The following is a 17,829-nucleotide window of genomic DNA, read 5'->3' on the forward strand; positions in this document are numbered from 1 at the left end:
GGGACCTGGCTCACTGCCGTTGTTCTCCGGGGCGCCCTTCGAGGCGCGCGAGCACGAGCTTCGCGGTCTCGGTCGGGGTGCTGCCCACGCTGACCCCGGCCGACTCCAGCGCCTCCTTCTTCGCCTGTGCCGTGCCGGAGGAGCCGGAGACGATGGCGCCCGCGTGCCCCATGGTCTTGCCCTCGGGTGCGGTGAACCCCGCGATGTAGCCGACGACCGGCTTGGTGACGTGCTCGCGGACGTAGGCCGCCGCCCGTTCCTCCGCGTCGCCGCCGATCTCGCCGATGAGGACGATGAGTTCGGTGTCGGGGTCGTCCTGGAAGGCGGCGAGGCAGTCGATGTGCGTAGTGCCGACGACCGGGTCGCCGCCGATGCCGACGCACGTCGAGAAGCCGATGTCACGGAGCTCGTACATGAGCTGGTACGTCAGCGTGCCCGATTTGGAGACCAGGCCGATGCGGCCCGGTTTGGTGATGTCGGCCGGGATGATGCCCGCGTTGGACTGGCCTGGGGTGATGAGGCCCGGGCAGTTGGGTCCGACGACCCGGGTGCCCTTCTCCCTGGCGTACATGGTGAAGGCGACGGAGTCGTGGACGGGGATGCCCTCGGTGATGACGACCGCGAGGCCGATGCCGGCGTCGGCGGCTTCGACGACGGCTGCCTTGGCGAAGGTCGGCGGTACGAAGACGACGGTGACGTCCGCCCCGGTCGCACGCATCCCGTCGGCGACCGTGCCGAAGACGGGTACGGCCCGGTCGTCGAAGTCGACGGTACGGCCCGCCTTGCGCGGGTTGACGCCGCCGACGACGTTCGTGCCGGCGGCCAGCATGCGCCGGGTGTGCTTCATGCCCTCGCTTCCGGTCATGCCCTGGACGAGGACCTTGCTCTCCTTGGTGAGGTAGATGGCCATGACGTCCCCTCAGGCTGTGGTGGCGAGTTCGGCGGCACGGCGGGCGGCGCCGTCCATGGTGGTGACCTGCTGGACGAGCGGATGCGCGTGCTCGTCGAGGATGGCGCGGCCCCGGGGCGCGTTGTTGCCGTCGAGGCGCACGACGAGCGGTTTGGTGAGGCGGACGGTGTCCAGGGCCTGGACGATGCCGTCGGCGACCGCGTCGCACGCGGTGATCCCGCCGAAGACGTTGACGAAGACGGACTTCACGGCCGGGTCGGAGAGGATGACCGACAGTCCGTCCGCCATGATCCGCGCGCTCGCTCCGCCGCCGATGTCGAGGAAGTTGGCGGGGCGCGCGCCGCAGCCCGCGACCACGTCCAGTGTCGACATGACGAGGCCGGCGCCGTTGCCGATGATGCCGACCTCGCCGTCGAGCTTGACGTAGTTGAGGCCCTTGGCGGCGGCCGCCGCCTCCAGCGGGTCGTCGTGCCCGGTGTCGTCCGCGCCCCAGCGTGCCTGCCGGAAGCGGGCGTTGTCGTCGAGGGTGATCTTGCCGTCGAGGGCGAGGACCTGCCCCTGTGCGGTGCGGACGAGCGGGTTCACTTCGACGAGGAGGGCGTCCTCGCGGACCAGGACTTCCCAGAGCCGTACGAGGACGTCGACGGTCTGCGGCGGCAGTCCGGCCGCCTCGGCGATCTCGCCCGCCTTCGCGGAGGTGACGCCCTCGGCCGGGTCGACGGGGACGCGGGCCACGGCGTCGGGACGGGTGGCGGCGACCTCCTCGATCTCCATGCCGCCTTCGGCCGAGGCGATCGCCAGGAAGCGGCCCGCCGCACGGTCGAGCACGTAGGACACGTAGAACTCGGTCTCGATGTCCACGGGCTGGGCCAGCATCACCTTGCCGACCCGGTGGCCCCTGATGTCCATGCCGAGGATCTGACGGGCGGTGAGCTCGGCGGCGGCCGGGTCGGCGGCGAGCTTCACCCCGCCTGCCTTACCGCGACCACCGGTCTTCACCTGGGCCTTCACCACGACCCGGCCACCGAGCCGGCGTGCGATCTCACGGGCCTCCTTGGGTGAGTCGGTCACCTCGGCCCGCGGCACCAAGATGCCGTGTTCTTCGAAGAGTTCCCTTGCCTGGTGTTCGTACAGGTCCACTTCGGCTCCTGACTGCCGTGTCTTCCGGGGAGCGACCCCCGGACCCGGAAAATGCCGCACGCCCCCTGGACACCACCCACCGGATGCGGGATAACAAGCTTCATACAGTATTCGTCGACTGTATGCAATGTACCGTGAGTCGTTCCAACCCCCTACGAAGGGACAGGACTTCGCCATGCCCGACGACACCCAGGACGTGATCTCCGGTGGTCATCTCGTAGCCAAGGCACTGAAGGCCGAGGGGGTCGAGCGCATCTACACCCTGTGCGGCGGCCACATCATCGACATATACGACGGCTGCGTCGACGAGGGCATCGAAGTCGTCGACGTACGCCACGAACAGGTCGCCGCCCACGCCGCCGACGGTTACGCGCGCATCACCGGCAAGCCCGGCTGCGCCGTGGTCACCGCCGGCCCGGGGACGACCGACGCCGTCACCGGTGTCGCCAACGCCTTCCGCGCGGAGTCCCCCATGCTGCTGATCGGCGGCCAAGGGGCCCTCACCCAGCACAAGATGGGGTCACTCCAGGACCTGCCGCACGTCGACATGATGAGCCCCATCACCAAGTTCGCGGCGACCGTGCCGGACACGGCGCGCGCGGCCGACATGGTCTCCATGGCGTTCCGCGAGTGCTTCCACGGCGCGCCGGGCCCCTCCTTCCTGGAGATCCCGCGCGACGTGCTGGACGCCAAGGTGCCGGCCGCCAAGGCACGCGTGCCCCAGGCCGGTGCCTACCGCGCGTCGACCCGCTCGGCCGGCGACCCGGAGTCGATCGAGAAGCTCGCCGACCTGCTGGTGCACGCCGAGAAGCCGGCCATCCTGCTCGGCAGCCAGGTGTGGACGACCCGGGGCACCGAGGCGGCCATCGAGCTGGTGCGCACGCTGAACATCCCGGCGTACATGAACGGCGCCGGCCGCGGCACCCTCCCGCCCGGCGACCCGCACCACTTCCAGCTGTCGCGGCGGTACGCCTTCTCGGGCGCCGACGTCATCGTGATCGTCGGTACGCCCTTCGACTTCCGCATGGGCTACGGCAAACGGCTGTCGCCGGACGCGACCGTCGTGCAGATCGACCTCGACTACCGCACGGTCGGCAAGAACCGCGACATCGACCTCGGCATCGTGGGCGACGCGGGCCTGGTGCTGAGGTCGGTGACCGAGGCGGCCTCCGGGCACGCTTTCAATGGATACAGCAACGGAGGGGCGTCGAAGCGCAAGGAGTGGCTGGACGAACTGCGGGCGGCGGAACAGACCGCACTGGAGAAGCGGCTGCCCAGCCTGAAGTCGGACGCCTCGCCCATTCACCCGTACCGGCTGGTCAGCGAGATCAACGACTTCCTCACCGAGGACTCGGTCTACATCGGCGACGGCGGCGACATCGTCACCTTCTCCGGGCAGGTCGTGCAGCCCAAGTCGCCCGGGCACTGGATGGACCCGGGCCCCCTGGGCACGCTCGGCGTCGGCGTCCCCTTCGTGCTCGCGGCCAAGCAGGCGCGGCCCGACAAGGAAGTGGTGGCCCTCTTCGGTGACGGCGCGTTCTCCCTCACCGGCTGGGACTTCGAGACTCTCGTCCGCTACGACCTCCCCTTCGTCGGCATCGTCGGCAACAACTCCTCCATGAACCAGATCCGCTACGGCCAGGCCGCCAAGTACGGCAAGGACCGCGAGCGGATCGGCAACACCCTCGGCGACGTCCACTACGACAAGTTCGCCCAGATGCTGGGCGGTTACGGCGAGGAGGTCCGCGACCCCGCCGACATCGGCCCGGCCCTGCGGCGCGCCCGCGAGTCCGGCAAGCCGTCCCTGATCAACGTCTGGGTCGACCCCGACGCGTACGCCCCCGGAACCATGAACCAGACCATGTACAAGTGAGGTGCCCCCGATGACTGCTCCGTCCACCAAGGCCCTCGAAGGCATCCGCGTCCTGGACATGACCCACGTCCAGTCCGGGCCCTCCGCGACCCAGCTGCTCGCCTGGCTCGGCGCGGACGTCGTCAAACTGGAGGCGCCGACCGGCGACATCACGCGCAAGCAGCTGCGTGACCTGCCGGACGTCGACTCCCTCTACTTCACGATGCTCAACTGCAACAAGCGGAGCATCACCCTCAACACCAAGACCGAGCGCGGCAAGGAGATCCTCACCGAGCTGATCCGGCGCTCGGACGTCATGGTCGAGAACTTCGGACCGGGCGCGGTCGACCGGATGGGCTTCACCTGGGACCGCATCCAGGAGATCAATCCACGTATCGTCTATGCCTCCATCAAGGGGTTCGGCGAGGGCCCGTACACCAACTTCAAGGCGTACGAGGTCGTCGCGCAGGCCATGGGCGGGTCGATGTCGACCACCGGTTTCGAGGACGGGCCGCCGCTGGCGACGGGGGCCCAGATCGGGGACTCGGGGACGGGCGTGCACGCCGTGGCGGGCATCCTCGCCGCGCTCTACCAACGGGAGCGCACCGGGCGCGGGCAGCGGGTCAACGTGGCCATGCAGCACGCTGTACTGAACCTGTGCCGGGTGAAGCTGCGGGACCAGCAGCGCCTGGCACACGGGCCGCTCGCTGAATATCCCAACGAGGACTTCGGCGACGAGGTTCCCAGGTCCGGGAACGCGTCCGGCGGCGGCCAGCCCGGCTGGGCGGTCAAGTGCGCGCCGGGCGGCCCGAACGACTACGTGTACGTCATCGTGCAGCCCGTCGGCTGGCGGCCGGTCAGCGAGCTCATCGGCCGGCCGGAGCTGGCCGACGACCCCGAGTGGGCGACGCCGGAGGCGCGGCTTCCCAAGCTCGGCAAGATGTTCCAGCTGATCGAGGAGTGGTCCTCGACGCTGCCCAAGTGGGAGGTGCTGGAGCGGCTCAACGCGCACAACATCCCGTGCGGGCCGATCCTGTCCACCAGGGAGATCATCGAGGACCGGTCGCTGGTCGCCAACGAGATGGTGGTCACCGTCCCGCACCCGCAGCGCGGCGAGTTCGTCACGGTCGGCAGCCCGCTCAAGCTGTCCGACTCCCCCGTCGAGGTGACCAGCTCACCTCTCCTCGGCGAGCACAACGAAGAGGTCTACGTCGGCGAACTCGGCCTCGGCGACGAGGAAGTGCGCCTGCTCAAGTCGAACGGAGTGATCTGACGTGATGGCCGAAGACCGGGTCCTGCGGGTGCGCGGCCTCCTCGACTCCGTGCGGGCCGAGGGGCGGACCGCGCTCACCGCGCCCGAGGGCAAGGTGATCGCCGACGCGTACGGGATCGCCGTACCCGGCGAGGAGCTGGCGACCGACGTCGAGGAAGCCGTGGCGTTCGCGGCGCGCTTCGGCGGGCCCGTCGTGATGAAGATCGTCTCGCCGGACATCCTGCACAAGACCGACGCCGGCGGGGTGATCGTCGGCGTCGAGGGCGCGACCGACGTACGTGCCGCGTTCCGGACGATCATCGACAACGCGCGTGCCTACGATCCGCAGGCCCGCATCTCGGGTGTGCAGGTGCAGGAGCTGCTGCCCAAGGGGCAGGAGGTCATCGTCGGGGCGGTCACGGACCCGACGTTCGGGAAGGTGGTCGCGTTCGGGCTCGGCGGGGTGCTGGTCGAGGTGCTGAAGGACGTCACCTTCCGGCTCGCGCCGGTGGACGCCGACGAGGCGCTGTCGATGCTGGACTCGATCCGGTCGGCGGAGATCCTGCGCGGGGTGCGCGGTCAGGCGGGCGTGGACCGGTGGGCCGTCGCCGAGCAGATCCGCCGGGTGTCGGAACTCGTCGCGGACTTCCCGGAGATCGCGGAGGTCGACCTCAACCCGGTGATCGCCACCGCGGAGGGGGCGGTGGCGGCCGACATCCGGGTCATTCTCGCCGAGTCACAGCCCGCGCCGCGCCGGAAGTACTCGCGGGACGAGATCCTCACGTCGATGCGCCGTCTGATGCAGCCGCGTTCGGTCGCCGTCATCGGGGCCTCCAACGAGCAGGGCAAGATCGGCAATTCCGTGATGCGCAACCTCGTCGACGGGGGCTTCGCGGGCGACATCCACCCGGTGAACCCCAAGGCCGATGACATTCTGGGCCGCAAGGCGTACAAGAGTGTCACCGACGTTCCCGGTGAGGTGGATGTGGCGGTCTTCGCGATCCCCGCCAAGTTCGTGGCCTCGGCCCTGGAGGAGGTGGGACGCAAGGGCATCCCGAACGCCGTACTGATCCCCTCCGGGTTCGCGGAGACCGGTGAACACGAACTCCAGGCGGAGATCGTCGCGATCGCCGAGCGGCACGGCGTCCGGCTGCTGGGGCCGAACATCTACGGCTACTACTCGACCTGGCACGACCTGTGCGCCACATTCTGCACGCCGTACGACGTCAAGGGCGGGGTCGCGCTGACCTCGCAGTCGGGCGGCATCGGGATGGCCATCCTGGGGTTCGCCCGCACCACCAAGACGGGAGTGTCGGCGATCGTCGGGCTCGGCAACAAGTCGGACCTGGACGAGGACGACCTGCTGACCTGGTTCGGGGAGGACCCGCACACCGAGTGCATCGCGATGCACCTGGAGGACCTCAAGGACGGGCGCGCCTTCGTGGAGGCGGCGCGCGCCACCGTGCCGAAGAAGCCGGTGGTGGTGCTCAAGGCGGGCCGTACGGCGGCGGGCGCGAAGGCGGCCGGTTCGCACACCGGCGCGCTGGCGGGCGACGACGCCGTGTACGACGACATCCTGCGGCAGGCCGGGGTCATCCGGGCGCCGGGACTGAACGACATGCTGGAGTACGCGCGCGCGTTGCCGGTACTCCCCGCTCCCAAGGGCGACAACGTCGTGATCATCACAGGTGCGGGCGGCAGCGGTGTGCTGCTGTCGGACGCGGTGACGGACAACGGCCTGTCGCTGATGGAGATCCCGCCGGACCTGGACGAGGCGTTCCGGAAATTCATCCCGCCCTTCGGAGCCGCGGGCAACCCGGTGGACATCACGGGGGGCGAGCCGCCGTCGACGTACGAGGCGACGATCCGGCTGGGTCTCGAGGACCCGCGCATCCACGCGCTCGTCCTCGGCTACTGGCACACCATCGTCACCCCTCCCATGGTCTTCGCGGAGCTCACCGCGCGCGTGGTGGCCGAGTTCCGCGAGCGCGGGATCGAGAAGCCGGTCGTGGCGTCGCTCGCGGGCGACGTGGAGGTCGAGGAGGCCTGCCAGTACCTCTTCGAGCGCGGGGTCGTCGCGTACCCGTACACGACCGAGAAGCCGGTGGCCGTGCTCGGCGCGAAGTACCGCTGGGCGCGGGAGGCGGGGCTGCTGGGGGGCGGTACATGAGGTGAGGCAGCGGGGGGCCGGCCGACGGTGCGCGTCGGCCGGCCCCGGGACCCGCACGCGCACGAAAGGCATGGGACAGGGGGCGCTGGCCAGATCTTTCGACGCAAGGGGTGCGACACGACATGACAACGACCGATCTGCCCACCACGGTTCCCTACCGGGAGGTCACCGACGCGAACGGACGCGTCTACCGCCTCGGTGAGACCGACATCGACATCATGGGGCGCAAGCGCAAGTGGATGGTGATCCTGCCCTGGATCGGCATGATGGGCATCTCCTCCGCCGAGTACGCGTTCGCGTCCGCCGAGGAGACCCTGCACACGGCACACGCGTGGGACAGCATGCACATCTTCTGGATGATGACCGTGTGGGTCTTCTTCCAGGCCGCGGTGGCCTTCCCCGCGGGAAAGCTGCGTGAGAGCGGAAGGCTTCCGGCCCGCTGGGCGATGATGTGCGGCGCGGCGGGCACGCTGCTGGGCTACCTGTCACTGGCCTTCGCACCGCACGTCGTCTTCGCCTACATCGGCTTCAGCATGTTCAGCGGCATGGGCGCGGGCATGGTGTACGCGACCTGCGTCAACATGGTCGGCAAGTGGTACCCGGAGCGCAAGGGCGGCAAGACCGGCTTCGTCAACGGCGGTTTCGCCTACGGCTCGGTGCCCTTCGTCTTCCTCTTCAACGGCTACATGGACCTGACCAACTTCCGCTGGGTGCTGGTCTCGGTGGGTGTGTTCCTGGCCGGAGTGGTCGCGTGTTCCGGCTACTTCTTCAAGGACCCGCCGAAGAACTGGTGGCCCGCCTCGATCGACCCGCTCAACCCGCCGGAGGACCCGCGCGCGGCCCGCTCCCTGCGCATGAACCCGCCGGCGGTGCGCCAGTACTCCCCCAAGGAGGCGTGGAAGACCGGCCGGGTGGGCCTGATGTGGTTCTGCCTGGCGTGCACGTCCGGCGTGAACATCTTCGGTATCGCCTTCCAGGTGGAGATCGGCGAGGAGGCCGGGTTCGCGGGCGGGATCGTCGCCACGGCCATGTCCCTGAAGGCGATCGTCAACGGTACCGGCCGCGGTGTCATCGGCTGGCTCTCCGACCTGTACGGCCGCAAGCGGTGCCTGCTGGTGGTCTGCGTCATCCTGGGCCTCTCCCAGTACGGCATCCTGTGGTCGGCGGAGGCCGAGAACCTTCCGCTGTTCCTGATCTTCTCCTCGATCTCCGGCTTCGGCGGCGGTGCCATCTTCCCGATGTTCGCGGCCCTCACCGCCGACTACTTCGGTGAGAACAACAACGCGTCCAACTACGGCATGGTCTACAGCGCCAAGCTCGTGTCCGGTCTGGGCGCGGGCATGGGGGCCGTGGTCGTCGGTGCCTGGGGACACTCCGGCGCGTTCATCCTGGCCGGCTCCATCTCGCTCTTCGCCGGCTGCGTGGCGATGTTCCTCAGCCCGCCGGGACGCGACAAGGAAACGCGCCGTATCGCTCCCAACCCGCAGCCGCTCGGCGAGGACACGACCTGACATGACCCCAAAGCCGTCCGCGGCAAGCAGCCCGCACGCACCGTCCGGCGCCGCACACCGTCCCCTCCGCGACAACGATGATTGACCGTCCCACACGTGAGGAGGCCCCTCCCCGGCCGGGGAGGGGCCTCCTCACATTCCTACGGCGTCAGCACTTCTCCCTCAGGGAGTGCAGGTGCGCGCTGGAGCGGCGCGCGAACGTGAAGGACTCGGCCGGGTTGTCGTGCTCGGCCTGCCAGTGGTGGGCCATGCGGTGGCCGCGCAGCCGGGTCACGGCGGAGATGAACCGCTGGTAGTCGATGTCGCCGTCGCCGACATCGGTCATGCGGTAGCCGTACGGGTTCGACGGGTCGCTCTCGCCGTCCTTGACGTGGAACAGCGGGTAGCGGTCGGGCTGCCTGAGAACGTAGTTGAGCGGTTCGAACGGCGCGGGCGTGCCGTCGGGCCGCTTGGAGAAGCGGAACTGGCCGACGTACGCCCAGTAGATGTCCATCTCCAGGTAGACGAGGTCCGGGTCGGTCTCCTTGAGCAGTACGTCGTAGAGGCGGACCTTGGGGTTGTCGGTGGCGAAGGAGAACTCCTCGGAGTGGTTGTGCTGGTAGAACTTCATGCCCCTGGCCTTCGCCGCGGCGCCATAGGTGTTGAAGTCCTCGGCGGCGCGCTTCCAGGCGTCGACGGTCGAGCCGTAGCGGAACGGGCCGGCGGCCGTGCCGATGTGCTTCAGACCGAGGGCCTGGGCGTCGTCGAGGACCTTGGTGAGGTTCTGGGCGAACGTGTAGGCGTTCGGGTCGCTGGAGTAGTAGCCGACGTGGCTGCCGATGGGGTTCAGGCCGTGGATCCGGGCCAGCCGCTTGAGCTGGGCGAGCGTGATGGGGCCGGCCGAGCCCTGGGTGTAGCCGGCGAACTCGACCTCGTCGTAGCCGTACCTCTCCAGTTCGGCGAAGACGGGGCCGAAGCCGAGGGTGGAGACCTTGTCGCGGAGGCTGTACAGCTGGATGCCGAGGCGGCCGGGCGGCAGGACGGGACGGCCACGGCCCTTGGCGCCGGAGGCCGTGCCGGTGGTCGCGGCCGCGTTGCCGGTGGCGGCGGTCGCGGGGGCGGCGGCGCTGAGCAGGGCGGCTGCGGTGGCGCCCGCGGCCACGCCGAGCATGCCGCGTCTGCTGAGGCGGTGGGTGAGTTCGGGGTCGGGCTGGGAGAAGCGGCTCATGCGTGGAACTCCTCGTGATCTCGGGGCGTTGTCAGTGGTGAGTGCTTCACTTGTGACCAGTCGGGACTGAGGGTCCGTCCTCAGTGAGACCGGCGAGTCGGAGCAGCAGTGACTTCACATCGGTGGCCGCGAGGCGGTCGCCGACAGCGCGGGGGGTGGAGCAGATGAGGAGCGGACCGTCGTCGTCGCTCGCCGGGAGGCGGCCGTGGCTGCCGCGAATAGGTGAGGGGTCCAGGGGCACGACCGCCATGCGGTAACGCATGCCGAGCTTCTTGCGCGCCAGGGCGGTGGCCGCCTTGACCTTGACGTAGGGGTCGAGGGGATCCATGAAGAGCTCGACCGGGTCGTAGCCGGGTTTGCGGTGGATCTCGACGAGCTGCGCGAAGTCGGGCGCGCGGGCGTCGTCGAGCCAGTAGTAGTACGTGAACCAGGCGTCGGGTTCCGCCACGGCGACGAGTTCGCCGGCGCGCGGATGGTCGAGGTGGTGGGCCTTCTTGCCCTCGTCGTCGAGGAGTTGCTCGATGCCGGGCAGGCCGTCGAGGGCGGCCCGGGTGGCGTCGAGGTCCTCTGGGCGGCGCACGTAGACGTGGGCGATCTGGTGGTCGGCGACCGCGAAGGCACGGGACGCCATCGGGTCGAGGTACTCCATGCCGTCCTGGGTGTGCACCTCCAGCAGGCCGGCGCGGCGCAGGGCGCGGTTGATGTCGACGGGGCGGCTCACCCGGGTGATGCCGTACTCGGACAGCGCGACGACCGTGCGGCCCTCGGCGCGGGCGTCGTCGAGGAGCGGTGCCATGGCGGCGTCCAGGTCGGCGGCCGCCTTCAGGGAGCGCGGGTCGTCGGGGCCGAAGCGCTGGAGGTCGTAGTCGAGGTGAGGGAGGTAGCAGAGCGCCAGGTCGGGGTGCCGGGTGCGGATGATGTGGCGGGTCGCGTCGATGATCCAGCGGCTGGAGACGAGATCCGCTCCCGGGCCCCAGAAGTGGAAGAGGGGGAACGTGCCGAGCTTGTCGGTGAGTTCGTCGTGCAGTGCGGCCGGCCTGGTGTAGCAGTCGGGTTCCTTGCGGCCGTCGGCGTAGTAGACCGGACGGGGGGTGACGGTGATGTCGGTGTCGGCTCCCATGGCGTACCACCAGCAGATGTTGGCCACGGTGTAGCCGGGGTGGGCGCGGCGGGCGGCGTCCCAGAATTTGTCACCGGACACGAGGCCGTTGTGCTGGCGCCACAGAAGGACGTCGCCGAGTTCGCGGAAGTACCAGCCGTTGCCGACGATGCCGTGCTCGGACGGCATGGTGCCGGTGAGGAAGGTGGACTGGGCGGCGCAGGTGACGGCGGGGAGCACGGTGCCCAGCGGGGCGCGGGAGCCCGACTGGCCGAGCGTCTTGAGACGGGGCATGTGGTCGAGGAGACGGGGGGTGAGGCCGACGACGTCGAGGACGAGGAGCGGTGTGGGTCCTGTTGGGGCCGGGTGTGGGCCCGGGGCGGACGGGTGGGTGCTCACGGCAGCTCCTTCAGTCCGAGGTCCGTCAACAGGTCGCGGGCGAGGGTGAGTTCGGCGGCGATGCCCTCGGCGAGCTGGCTCCGGCCGCGGGGGCGCAGCTCGGGCGGGAGGGCCTGCCAGGTGTAGGTCTCGACCTCCAGATGGCGGGTGAGCGGGGCCGGGCCGCCGACGAGCCGGGTGAGGGCGGTCTTCAGGACCGGGAGCGTGGAGGTGAGGGGTGCGGCGGGGGCCGCGTGCAGGGGGACGTGGAAGTGGGCGCGCCAGGGTGCGCCGTCGGGCAGGGCGTGGCCCGTGAGGGCCTCGTCGAGGTCGTCGGTGGCGCGTAGGCCGGCGGCGGTGGCCGTGCGGGTCTGGTGCAGGAAGCGGGGTTCGGCGAAGGCGGTGAGGGCCTCGCGGACCTCGGGCAGATGGGGGTGCTCGGCGTGCAGGGCGGCGGAGAGCTGGGATTTGACGACGGGGACGCGGGCCTCGGTGAGGGCGTCCAAGGCGGTGTGCGGATCTTCGAAGGAGGTGGCGAGGTGACAGGTGTCGACGCAGATGCCGATGCGGTCGTGGCCGATCGCGGTGAGCGGGGCGATGGCGTCGCGGGTGGTTTCGACGACGCAGCCGGGTTCCGGTTCCAGTCCCACGCGGATCGATCGGCCGGTCAGTTCCTCGATGGCGTCGAGGCGTTCGGCGAGGGTGAGCAGGGCGGTGCGGGCGGCCTGTGCGCGTTCGTCGTCGTACGCGGTGCGCCAGGCGAGGGGCAGGGTGGAGATGGTGCCGTCGCCGACGTCGTCGGGGAGGAGCCCGGCGAGGACGCGGGCCAGGGCGGTGGTGTGGTCGAGGCGTTCCGGGTCGGCCCAGTCCGGCTTGTAGACGCGGTACTTGACCTCTTCGGCGCCGAAGCCCTCGTACGGGAAGCCGTTGAGGGTGACGACCTCGAGGCCGCGCCGGTCGAGCTCGGTGCGCAGGCCGCGCAGTGCGGACGGGTCGGTGTCGAGGGCGAGGGCGGCGTCCCTGGCGAGCCACAGCCCGATGCCGAGCCGGTCGCGGCCCAGGCGGCGGCGGACGGGTTCGCAGTGGTCGCGGAGCTGGGCCAGGACTCCGTCGAGGGTTTCGGCGGGGTGGACGTTGGTGCAGTAGGCGAGGTGGACGGTGGAACCGTCGGGGTGGCGGAAGCGCATGGTTCACGCCCCCGCGGCGGGGACGCGGGCCGGATCGCCGCCGTCGCCCGGGCCGGGGTCCGGCTCGTGCGGGTCCTTCGGTACGCCGCGGAGGATGGAGTTGCCCTCGTGGGTGGCCTCCGTGCCGGTGACGTCGAGGTTCAGGCGGCCGCTGAGCCCGTAGAAGGCGACGGGGTTGCGCCACAGCACCTGGTCGACGTCGTCCTCGCCGAAACCCTCGGCCAGCATCAGGTCACCGACCTTGCGGGTCTTCAGGGGATCGCTCTTCCCCCAGTCGGCGGCGGAGTTCACCAGGACCTGCTCGGTGCCGTAGGCACGCAGGATCGCGATCATCCGCTCCTCGTCCATCTTGGTGTCCGGATAGACGGAGAAGCCCAGCCAGCAGCCGCTGTCCTTGGCCTCCTTGACGGTGGTCTCGTTGAGGTGGTCGACCAGGACGCGCTCCGGGGGCAGTGCGGACTCCCTGACGACGTCGAGGGTGCGGCGCAGCCCGGCGAGCTTGTCCCGGTGCGGGGTGTGCACCAGGGCGGGCAAGCCGTGGTCGGCGGCGAGCTGGAGCTGAGCGGCGAGCGCGGTGTCCTCGGCGGGGGTCATGGAGTCGTAGCCGATCTCGCCGACGGCCACGACGTTGTCCTTGACGAGATACCGGGGCAGTGCGTCGAGGACGGGCACACAGCGCGGGTCGTTCGCCTCCTTGGGGTTGAGCGCCAGCGTGCAGTGGTGGGCGATGCCGTACTGGGCGGCTCGGAACGGCTCCCAGCCGAGGAGGGAGTCGAAGTAGTCGAGGAAGGAGGCGGGCGAGGTGCGGGGCTGGCCGAGCCAGAAGGAGGGCTCGACGACGGCGCGGACACCGGCGGCGTACATGGCCTCGTAGTCGTCCGTGGTCCGGGACGTCATGTGGATGTGGGGGTCGAAGATGCGCATCAGGACTCCTTGCCGTGGGGGTGGTCCGTGCCGGGGGCCGGGCCGGCGGACTCGGTCAGGTCCAGGACGCGGTACAGGTCCTCGGGGACGGTGCGGCCGGCGGCGGTGCGTTCGGCGGCGTAGTCGCCCAGCATGCGGGCGAGTTCGCCGTCGCCGCGGGCCCGCCGGGGCAGGTCCGCCACGCGGTCGACGGGGACGCCGGTGAACAGGCACTTCAGTACGGCGTGGCGCCAGTCGTGAGGGGCCAGGTGCCGGGCGGCGTACGGGCCGACGGCGGCGGTGAGGAGCCGGGTGTCGTTGGTGCGCAGGGCGTCCTCGACGAGCGGGAGGGCGCCGGGGCCGGACACGAGATGGGGCAGCGCGTGCAGGACGGCGCGGCGCTCGTCGGCGGTGCCCTGGAAGTACACCCGCGTCAGGGCGTCGGTCCCGGCACGGGCCGCGTCGAGAATGAGGACGCGTGCGGCGTCGGCGTACGCGGCACCGCAGCGACGGCCGGCCTCGGCGAGGCGCAGTTCCCACGCGGAGATGGGCCCGTGGATGCCGGGGTGGGCGGCGGCCTCGTCGAGGGCGCGCTCGAGCCAGGCGAGGGCGGCGGGATCGAGGTGGGTGGTCAGGTGGCGGCGGAGGTCGGCCGGCGAGGAGACGAGGGCGGTGTCGAGGGTGGGTTGGGTGGTGTGGGTGCTGGGAGTGCTGGGAGTGCTGTGGGCGTCCGCGGTCGCCAGGGGGTTGGCGTCCTCGGGAGCCTGGGCGTCCGGTGCGACGGCGGACTCGGGACCCTGGGCGTCCCGCGCGGCGGCGGACTCGGGGCCTTGGGCGTCCCGCGCGGCGGTGTCCCCGTGGAGTGGGGTGGCGTCCTGGGGGCCGTCGTTTCTCGCCGCCGGTGTGGGGCGGGGGTGGGTCATGGGGTGCTGCTCCCTTCAGGGGTGGTGGAGGGAGCGCCGTGGGGTGGCGCGGCCTGCTGGAGAGCCGGAGCAGGGGGCGACGAGACGGTGGCCGCGGTCTGCTCGGCGTGGCGGAGGAACGGGAGGGAGTGTCCGGCGTAGTGGGGACCGGCGTGGGAGTGGCGAGGCAGCTCGACGACGGTCAGGCCCCGGTAGCCGGTGGCGGCGAGGGCCGCCAGGACCGGCGGGAAGTCGATCTCCCCGTCCCCGAAGGGGAGGTGCTCATGGACACCGCGTCGCATGTCCTCGATCTGGACGTGGCGCAGCCAGGGTGCGGCGGCGCGCACGCAGTCGGCGGGAGAGAAGGGTTCGAGGCACTGGCAGTGGCCGATGTCGAGAGTGAGGCCGAGAGGTTCGGGGTCGCCGAGCATGCTGCGGAGGTGGTGGAAGTCGGCCAGGGTGGCGAGGAGGTGACCCGGTTCGGGCTCGACGGCGAGCGGAACCCCGGCGGACGCGGCGGCGTCCAGGACGGGCGTGAGGGTCTCGGCGAGGCGCTTCCACGCGGTGTCCGTGTCGGTGCCGTCCGGGACGATCCCGCTGAAGCAGTGCACCGCGTGGGCGCCGAGGTCGGCCGCGACCCGTACGGCCCGGAGGAGGAGGTCGGCACGTCGGGCCCGGTCGCCGGGGTCCGGGTCCAGCAGGGAGGGGCCGTGTTTGCGGCGCGGGTCGAGCACATAGCGGGCGCCCGTCTCCACGGTGACACCCAGTCCGAGCGCGTCCAGCCGGTGCGCGACCCGGCGGGTGCGGGCGTCGAGGTCCGGGGCGAGCGGGTCGAGGTGCATGTGGTCGAGGGTCAGTCCGACGCCGTCGTATCCGAGGTCGGCGAGAAGGGAGAGCGCGTCGTCGAGCCGGAGGTCGGCGAGACCGTTGGTGCCGTAGCCGAAGCGGAGGGAAGAGGCGGCCGGCTCCGCCGGCGTTCCTCGACTGGCGGAGGCTCGGGCGTCGGAGCTCATGTGACGCTCACCTTCTTCCCGAACCTCGCTCCGAGTGGGGCGAGGGCCGCGATGAGGAGGGCGGTGGCCGTGCCCCGGGAGCGGGCGGTCAGCGTGGCCTGGAGAGGGATGGTCGCGCGGATGCCGGCGCCGACCGCTCGCTGGGTGAGAGGAGGTGAGGGATTGAGAGCGGCGTGGAAGTAGGGCCGGGCGGTGGTCGCGGCGTAGGCGGCCGCGAGGGCGGTGGTGAGGTGTGCCGTGCGCTGTCGACCCGGCTCGGGGCGTCGGGGATGGGCGGACCGAGGTCCCGGCGCGACGTGGGCGGCTGCTTCCCGGCGGTCTTCCGGAAGGCTCGCTAGGCGGTGCGTGACCAGGCGGGTGAGCAGGGCCGTCGTCGCGAGTGCCGCCAGCGGAGCCAGGGATGAGCCGCCCCGGGCCTCCTGGCGGGAGACCGTCGTGACGGCCAGGGTGTGGGTGCCGAGGAGGGCGGCGGAGGGCAGTGCCCGGCGGGTGCGGCCGGTGGTGGCCGAGGCTCCCAGGAGCAGGTCCAGTCCGCGGGCCGCGCCCATGGCCACGGGCCCGGCCGGTGAGTGCTTCAGGGTGAGGTCGTACGCCCACACGGTCGCCGCCAGGGGCGCGGCGACGGCCAGGGCCGGGCGGCCGGCGCGGGCGGCCAGGGCCAGTCCGGCTCCGGTGAGCGCACAGGCCGCCGTGAGCGCGGCGGCGGGGCCGATGCGGCCGGAGGGCAGGGGGCGGTGCGGGCGTTCGACGGCGTCCACCTCACGGTCCGCCCAGTCGTTGAGGGCCATGCCGGCCTCGTACAGGCAGAGGGAGGAGCCGATGGCGAGCAGGGTGCGGGCGTTGGGCGGTGCGCCGGCCGCGGCCGTTCCGGCGAGTGCGTCACCGGGCACGCTGAACAGGGCCGGGAGTCGCAGGAGTTCGGCCCAGGCGCGTGCCCGCGACGGGCGGCCCACACAGCCGCAGGGCGTCGCGGCGCCGACGTCCCCTTCATGGGAGGTGTCACCCCTCCTGCCCGAGCCTCCGCAGGAACGCTCGCGCCGCTTCACCGGAGGTCTCCCGTTCCCTTGGTCCGCTCCTCCGGGCCGAGCTCGTGGCCCTCTCCGGCGCCCTGCCGGGCGCCCGTGCCCTCCCCCGGCCCCGCCGGGCCTGCCGGCTCCGTCGCCCCCGCTCCCCCGAGGCTCCCGAGGCTCCCGGCGAAACCGATCAGTGCCTCGTACTGCTCGGCCAGGCCCGAGGGCGCGTCCCCCACCGGGTCCTTGAAGTAGAAGGCGAGGGCGTCGAGCGGGCCGGACAGGCCCGACTCGTGGGCACGGGCGGTCAGCCGGGCGAGGTCGAGGACGAGGGGCGCGGCCAGGGCGGAGTCGCAGCCCTGCCAGGTGGTCTGAAGGATCATGCGGGTGCCGAGGAAGCCGTCGAAGGCGATGTGGTCCCAGGCGGTCTTCCAGTCGCCGAGGGCGGGGACGTCGTCGATGTGGGTCTCGCCCTGGGGAGTGGTGCCGAGGGTGTCGGCCAGCACCCGTTCCTTGCCGGCGTTCTTGGCCGCCGCGGCGGCCGGGTCGGCCAGGGCGGCGCCGTCGCCACCGCCGAGCAGGTTCGTGCCGGACCAGGCGCGGACGGTCAGCGCCCGCTGGGCGAACATGGGGCCGAGCACCGAGCGCAGGAGGGTCTGGCCGGTCTTGCCGTCGCGGCCGGCGTACGGCAGGCCGCTGCGTTCGGCCTCGCGTGCGGCGACGGGGTGGTGCATGCCCTCGGAGGGGGTGAAGTTGACGTAGGGGCAGCCCGCGCGCAGGGCCGCCAGCGCGTACAGGGAGCTGGCCGGCAGCGGGGCGTCGAGCCCCTGGCAGGCGGGTTCGGTGGAAGCGACATTCACCACCACGGCCCGCTCCAGCTCATGGCGGTGGATGAAGTCGCGGATGTCGTCGGCGAAGGCCGTGATCAGTTCGGTCTCGCTCCGGGTGTCCCCGGGGGTGGGGCCACCGGGCCTGATCTCCCGGTCGGCGGCGGTGAGTTCGGCGGCGACGGCGGTGGCGACTCCCGGCGGGAGGACGCCGCCGGCGGTCAGGGTCTCGGCGTGTTTGGGCAGGGGGCAGTCGACGGTGTCGTGACCGCCGAAGACGAGGTCGGACAGCGCGGGCAGACCGCTGTCGGTGAACGCCGGTGTCTCGGTCACCATGCCGGTCGGCGGGTGCAGTCCCGCGGCGACGGCGGCGCACCCCGTGACGACGGTGGTGGCGACGGAGCCGCGGGCTCCGATCAGCCACACCCCCACACGCGGTCGGGAGAGGGACGCGGACATGTGCAGCCT

Annotated in this window: 14 protein-coding genes; 4 read left to right on the plus strand and 10 right to left on the minus strand. The window is 71.3% G+C overall.

Annotation, left to right across the window (positions count from 1 at the left end; all coding sequences use genetic code 11):
• Positions 1–10 precede the first annotated feature (10 nt).
• Complete coding sequence (gene sucD, locus QC385_RS11525; RefSeq protein WP_279541165.1) at positions 11–910, minus strand: succinate--CoA ligase subunit alpha; 900 nt, start codon at positions 908–910, stop codon at positions 11–13.
• A 9-nt stretch (positions 911–919) separates the two neighbouring features.
• Positions 920–2,050 carry an ADP-forming succinate--CoA ligase subunit beta gene (gene sucC / locus QC385_RS11530; protein ID WP_279541166.1) on the minus strand — a complete coding sequence of 377 codons (1,131 nt, stop codon included), beginning with the start codon at positions 2,048–2,050 and terminating at the stop codon, positions 920–922.
• Positions 2,051–2,225: 175 nt separating this feature from the next.
• On the opposite strand from sucC, the gene QC385_RS11535 reads away from it, so the two are divergent.
• The 4 genes from QC385_RS11535 (at position 2,226) to QC385_RS11550 (ending at position 8,835) form a co-directional block, all read left to right on the plus strand.
• On the plus strand, positions 2,226–3,923 hold the full coding sequence (locus tag QC385_RS11535) for a thiamine pyrophosphate-binding protein (RefSeq protein ID WP_279541167.1): 1,698 nt from the start codon (positions 2,226–2,228) through the stop codon (positions 3,921–3,923).
• Between the two features lie 10 nt (positions 3,924–3,933).
• Positions 3,934–5,175, plus strand: coding sequence for a formyl-CoA transferase (frc, locus tag QC385_RS11540; RefSeq protein ID WP_279541168.1), 1,242 nt, complete (start codon positions 3,934–3,936; stop codon positions 5,173–5,175).
• Between the two features lie 4 nt (positions 5,176–5,179).
• Positions 5,180–7,324, plus strand: coding sequence for an acetate--CoA ligase family protein (locus QC385_RS11545; protein ID WP_279541169.1), 2,145 nt, complete (start codon positions 5,180–5,182; stop codon positions 7,322–7,324).
• A 122-nt stretch (positions 7,325–7,446) separates the two neighbouring features.
• Positions 7,447–8,835, plus strand: coding sequence for an OFA family MFS transporter (locus QC385_RS11550; RefSeq protein ID WP_279541170.1), 1,389 nt, complete (start codon positions 7,447–7,449; stop codon positions 8,833–8,835).
• Positions 8,836–8,983: 148 nt separating this feature from the next.
• Here the strand turns inward: QC385_RS11550 and QC385_RS11555 are convergent, their stop codons facing one another.
• The 8 genes from QC385_RS11555 to QC385_RS11590 all read right to left on the minus strand — a co-directional run bounded on the left by QC385_RS11555 (position 8,984) and on the right by QC385_RS11590 (position 17,820).
• Entirely contained in the window at positions 8,984–10,042 is a 1,059-nt protein-coding gene (locus tag QC385_RS11555) for a sugar phosphate isomerase/epimerase family protein (protein WP_279541171.1), read from the minus strand.
• A 46-nt stretch (positions 10,043–10,088) separates the two neighbouring features.
• The gene (locus QC385_RS11560; protein ID WP_279541172.1) at positions 10,089–11,540 is read right to left on the minus strand and encodes a nucleotide pyrophosphatase/phosphodiesterase family protein; all 1,452 of its coding nucleotides are present in this window, start codon (positions 11,538–11,540) and stop codon (positions 10,089–10,091) included.
• The gene (gene eboE, locus QC385_RS11565) at positions 11,537–12,706 is read right to left on the minus strand and encodes a metabolite traffic protein EboE (RefSeq protein ID WP_279541173.1); all 1,170 of its coding nucleotides are present in this window, start codon (positions 12,704–12,706) and stop codon (positions 11,537–11,539) included. The genes QC385_RS11560 and eboE overlap by 4 nt, the downstream gene beginning before the upstream one ends.
• 3 nt (positions 12,707–12,709) lie before the next feature.
• Positions 12,710–13,630 (minus strand): TatD family hydrolase, encoded by a 921-nt coding sequence (locus tag QC385_RS11570; protein WP_279541174.1) that lies wholly within the window; start codon positions 13,628–13,630, stop codon positions 12,710–12,712.
• Entirely contained in the window at positions 13,630–14,352 is a 723-nt protein-coding gene (locus QC385_RS11575) for an EboA domain-containing protein (RefSeq protein ID WP_279541251.1), read from the minus strand. The genes QC385_RS11570 and QC385_RS11575 overlap by 1 nt, the downstream gene beginning before the upstream one ends.
• Positions 14,353–14,528: 176 nt before the next feature.
• Positions 14,529–15,524, minus strand: coding sequence for a sugar phosphate isomerase/epimerase family protein (locus QC385_RS11580; protein WP_279541175.1), 996 nt, complete (start codon positions 15,522–15,524; stop codon positions 14,529–14,531).
• The gene (locus tag QC385_RS11585) at positions 15,521–16,477 is read right to left on the minus strand and encodes an SCO3242 family prenyltransferase (RefSeq protein WP_279541252.1); all 957 of its coding nucleotides are present in this window, start codon (positions 16,475–16,477) and stop codon (positions 15,521–15,523) included. Before QC385_RS11585 ends, QC385_RS11580 begins: the two co-directional genes overlap by 4 nt.
• A gap of 89 nt (positions 16,478–16,566) precedes the next feature.
• Positions 16,567–17,820: an inositol-3-phosphate synthase gene (locus QC385_RS11590; protein ID WP_279541176.1), complete on the minus strand. Its 1,254-nt coding sequence runs from the start codon at positions 17,818–17,820 to the stop codon at positions 16,567–16,569.
• Positions 17,821–17,829 lie beyond the last annotated feature (9 nt).

Source organism: Streptomyces sp. DH10 (assembly GCF_029813805.1).
In the GTDB taxonomy this organism is placed as follows: Bacteria; Actinomycetota; Actinomycetes; order Streptomycetales; family Streptomycetaceae; genus Streptomyces; species Streptomyces coeruleofuscus.

What these genes read in the sequence shown, in the direction of transcription:
- QC385_RS11535 (WP_279541167.1), top strand. Translation starts at nt 2,226, where the DNA reads ATGCCCGACGACACCCAGGACGTGATCTCCGGTGGTCATCTCGTAGCC.
- QC385_RS11590 (WP_279541176.1), bottom strand. Translation starts at nt 17,820, where the DNA reads ATGTCCGCGTCCCTCTCCCGACCGCGTGTGGGGGTGTGGCTGATCGGA.
- QC385_RS11545 (WP_279541169.1), top strand. Translation starts at nt 5,180, where the DNA reads ATGGCCGAAGACCGGGTCCTGCGGGTGCGCGGCCTCCTCGACTCCGTG.
- QC385_RS11550 (WP_279541170.1), top strand. Translation starts at nt 7,447, where the DNA reads ATGACAACGACCGATCTGCCCACCACGGTTCCCTACCGGGAGGTCACC.
- frc (WP_279541168.1), top strand. Translation starts at nt 3,934, where the DNA reads ATGACTGCTCCGTCCACCAAGGCCCTCGAAGGCATCCGCGTCCTGGAC.
- QC385_RS11555 (WP_279541171.1), bottom strand. Translation starts at nt 10,042, where the DNA reads ATGAGCCGCTTCTCCCAGCCCGACCCCGAACTCACCCACCGCCTCAGC.
- QC385_RS11570 (WP_279541174.1), bottom strand. Translation starts at nt 13,630, where the DNA reads ATGCGCATCTTCGACCCCCACATCCACATGACGTCCCGGACCACGGAC.
- sucD (WP_279541165.1), bottom strand. Translation starts at nt 910, where the DNA reads ATGGCCATCTACCTCACCAAGGAGAGCAAGGTCCTCGTCCAGGGCATG.
- QC385_RS11580 (WP_279541175.1), bottom strand. Translation starts at nt 15,524, where the DNA reads ATGAGCTCCGACGCCCGAGCCTCCGCCAGTCGAGGAACGCCGGCGGAG.
- eboE (WP_279541173.1), bottom strand. Translation starts at nt 12,706, where the DNA reads ATGCGCTTCCGCCACCCCGACGGTTCCACCGTCCACCTCGCCTACTGC.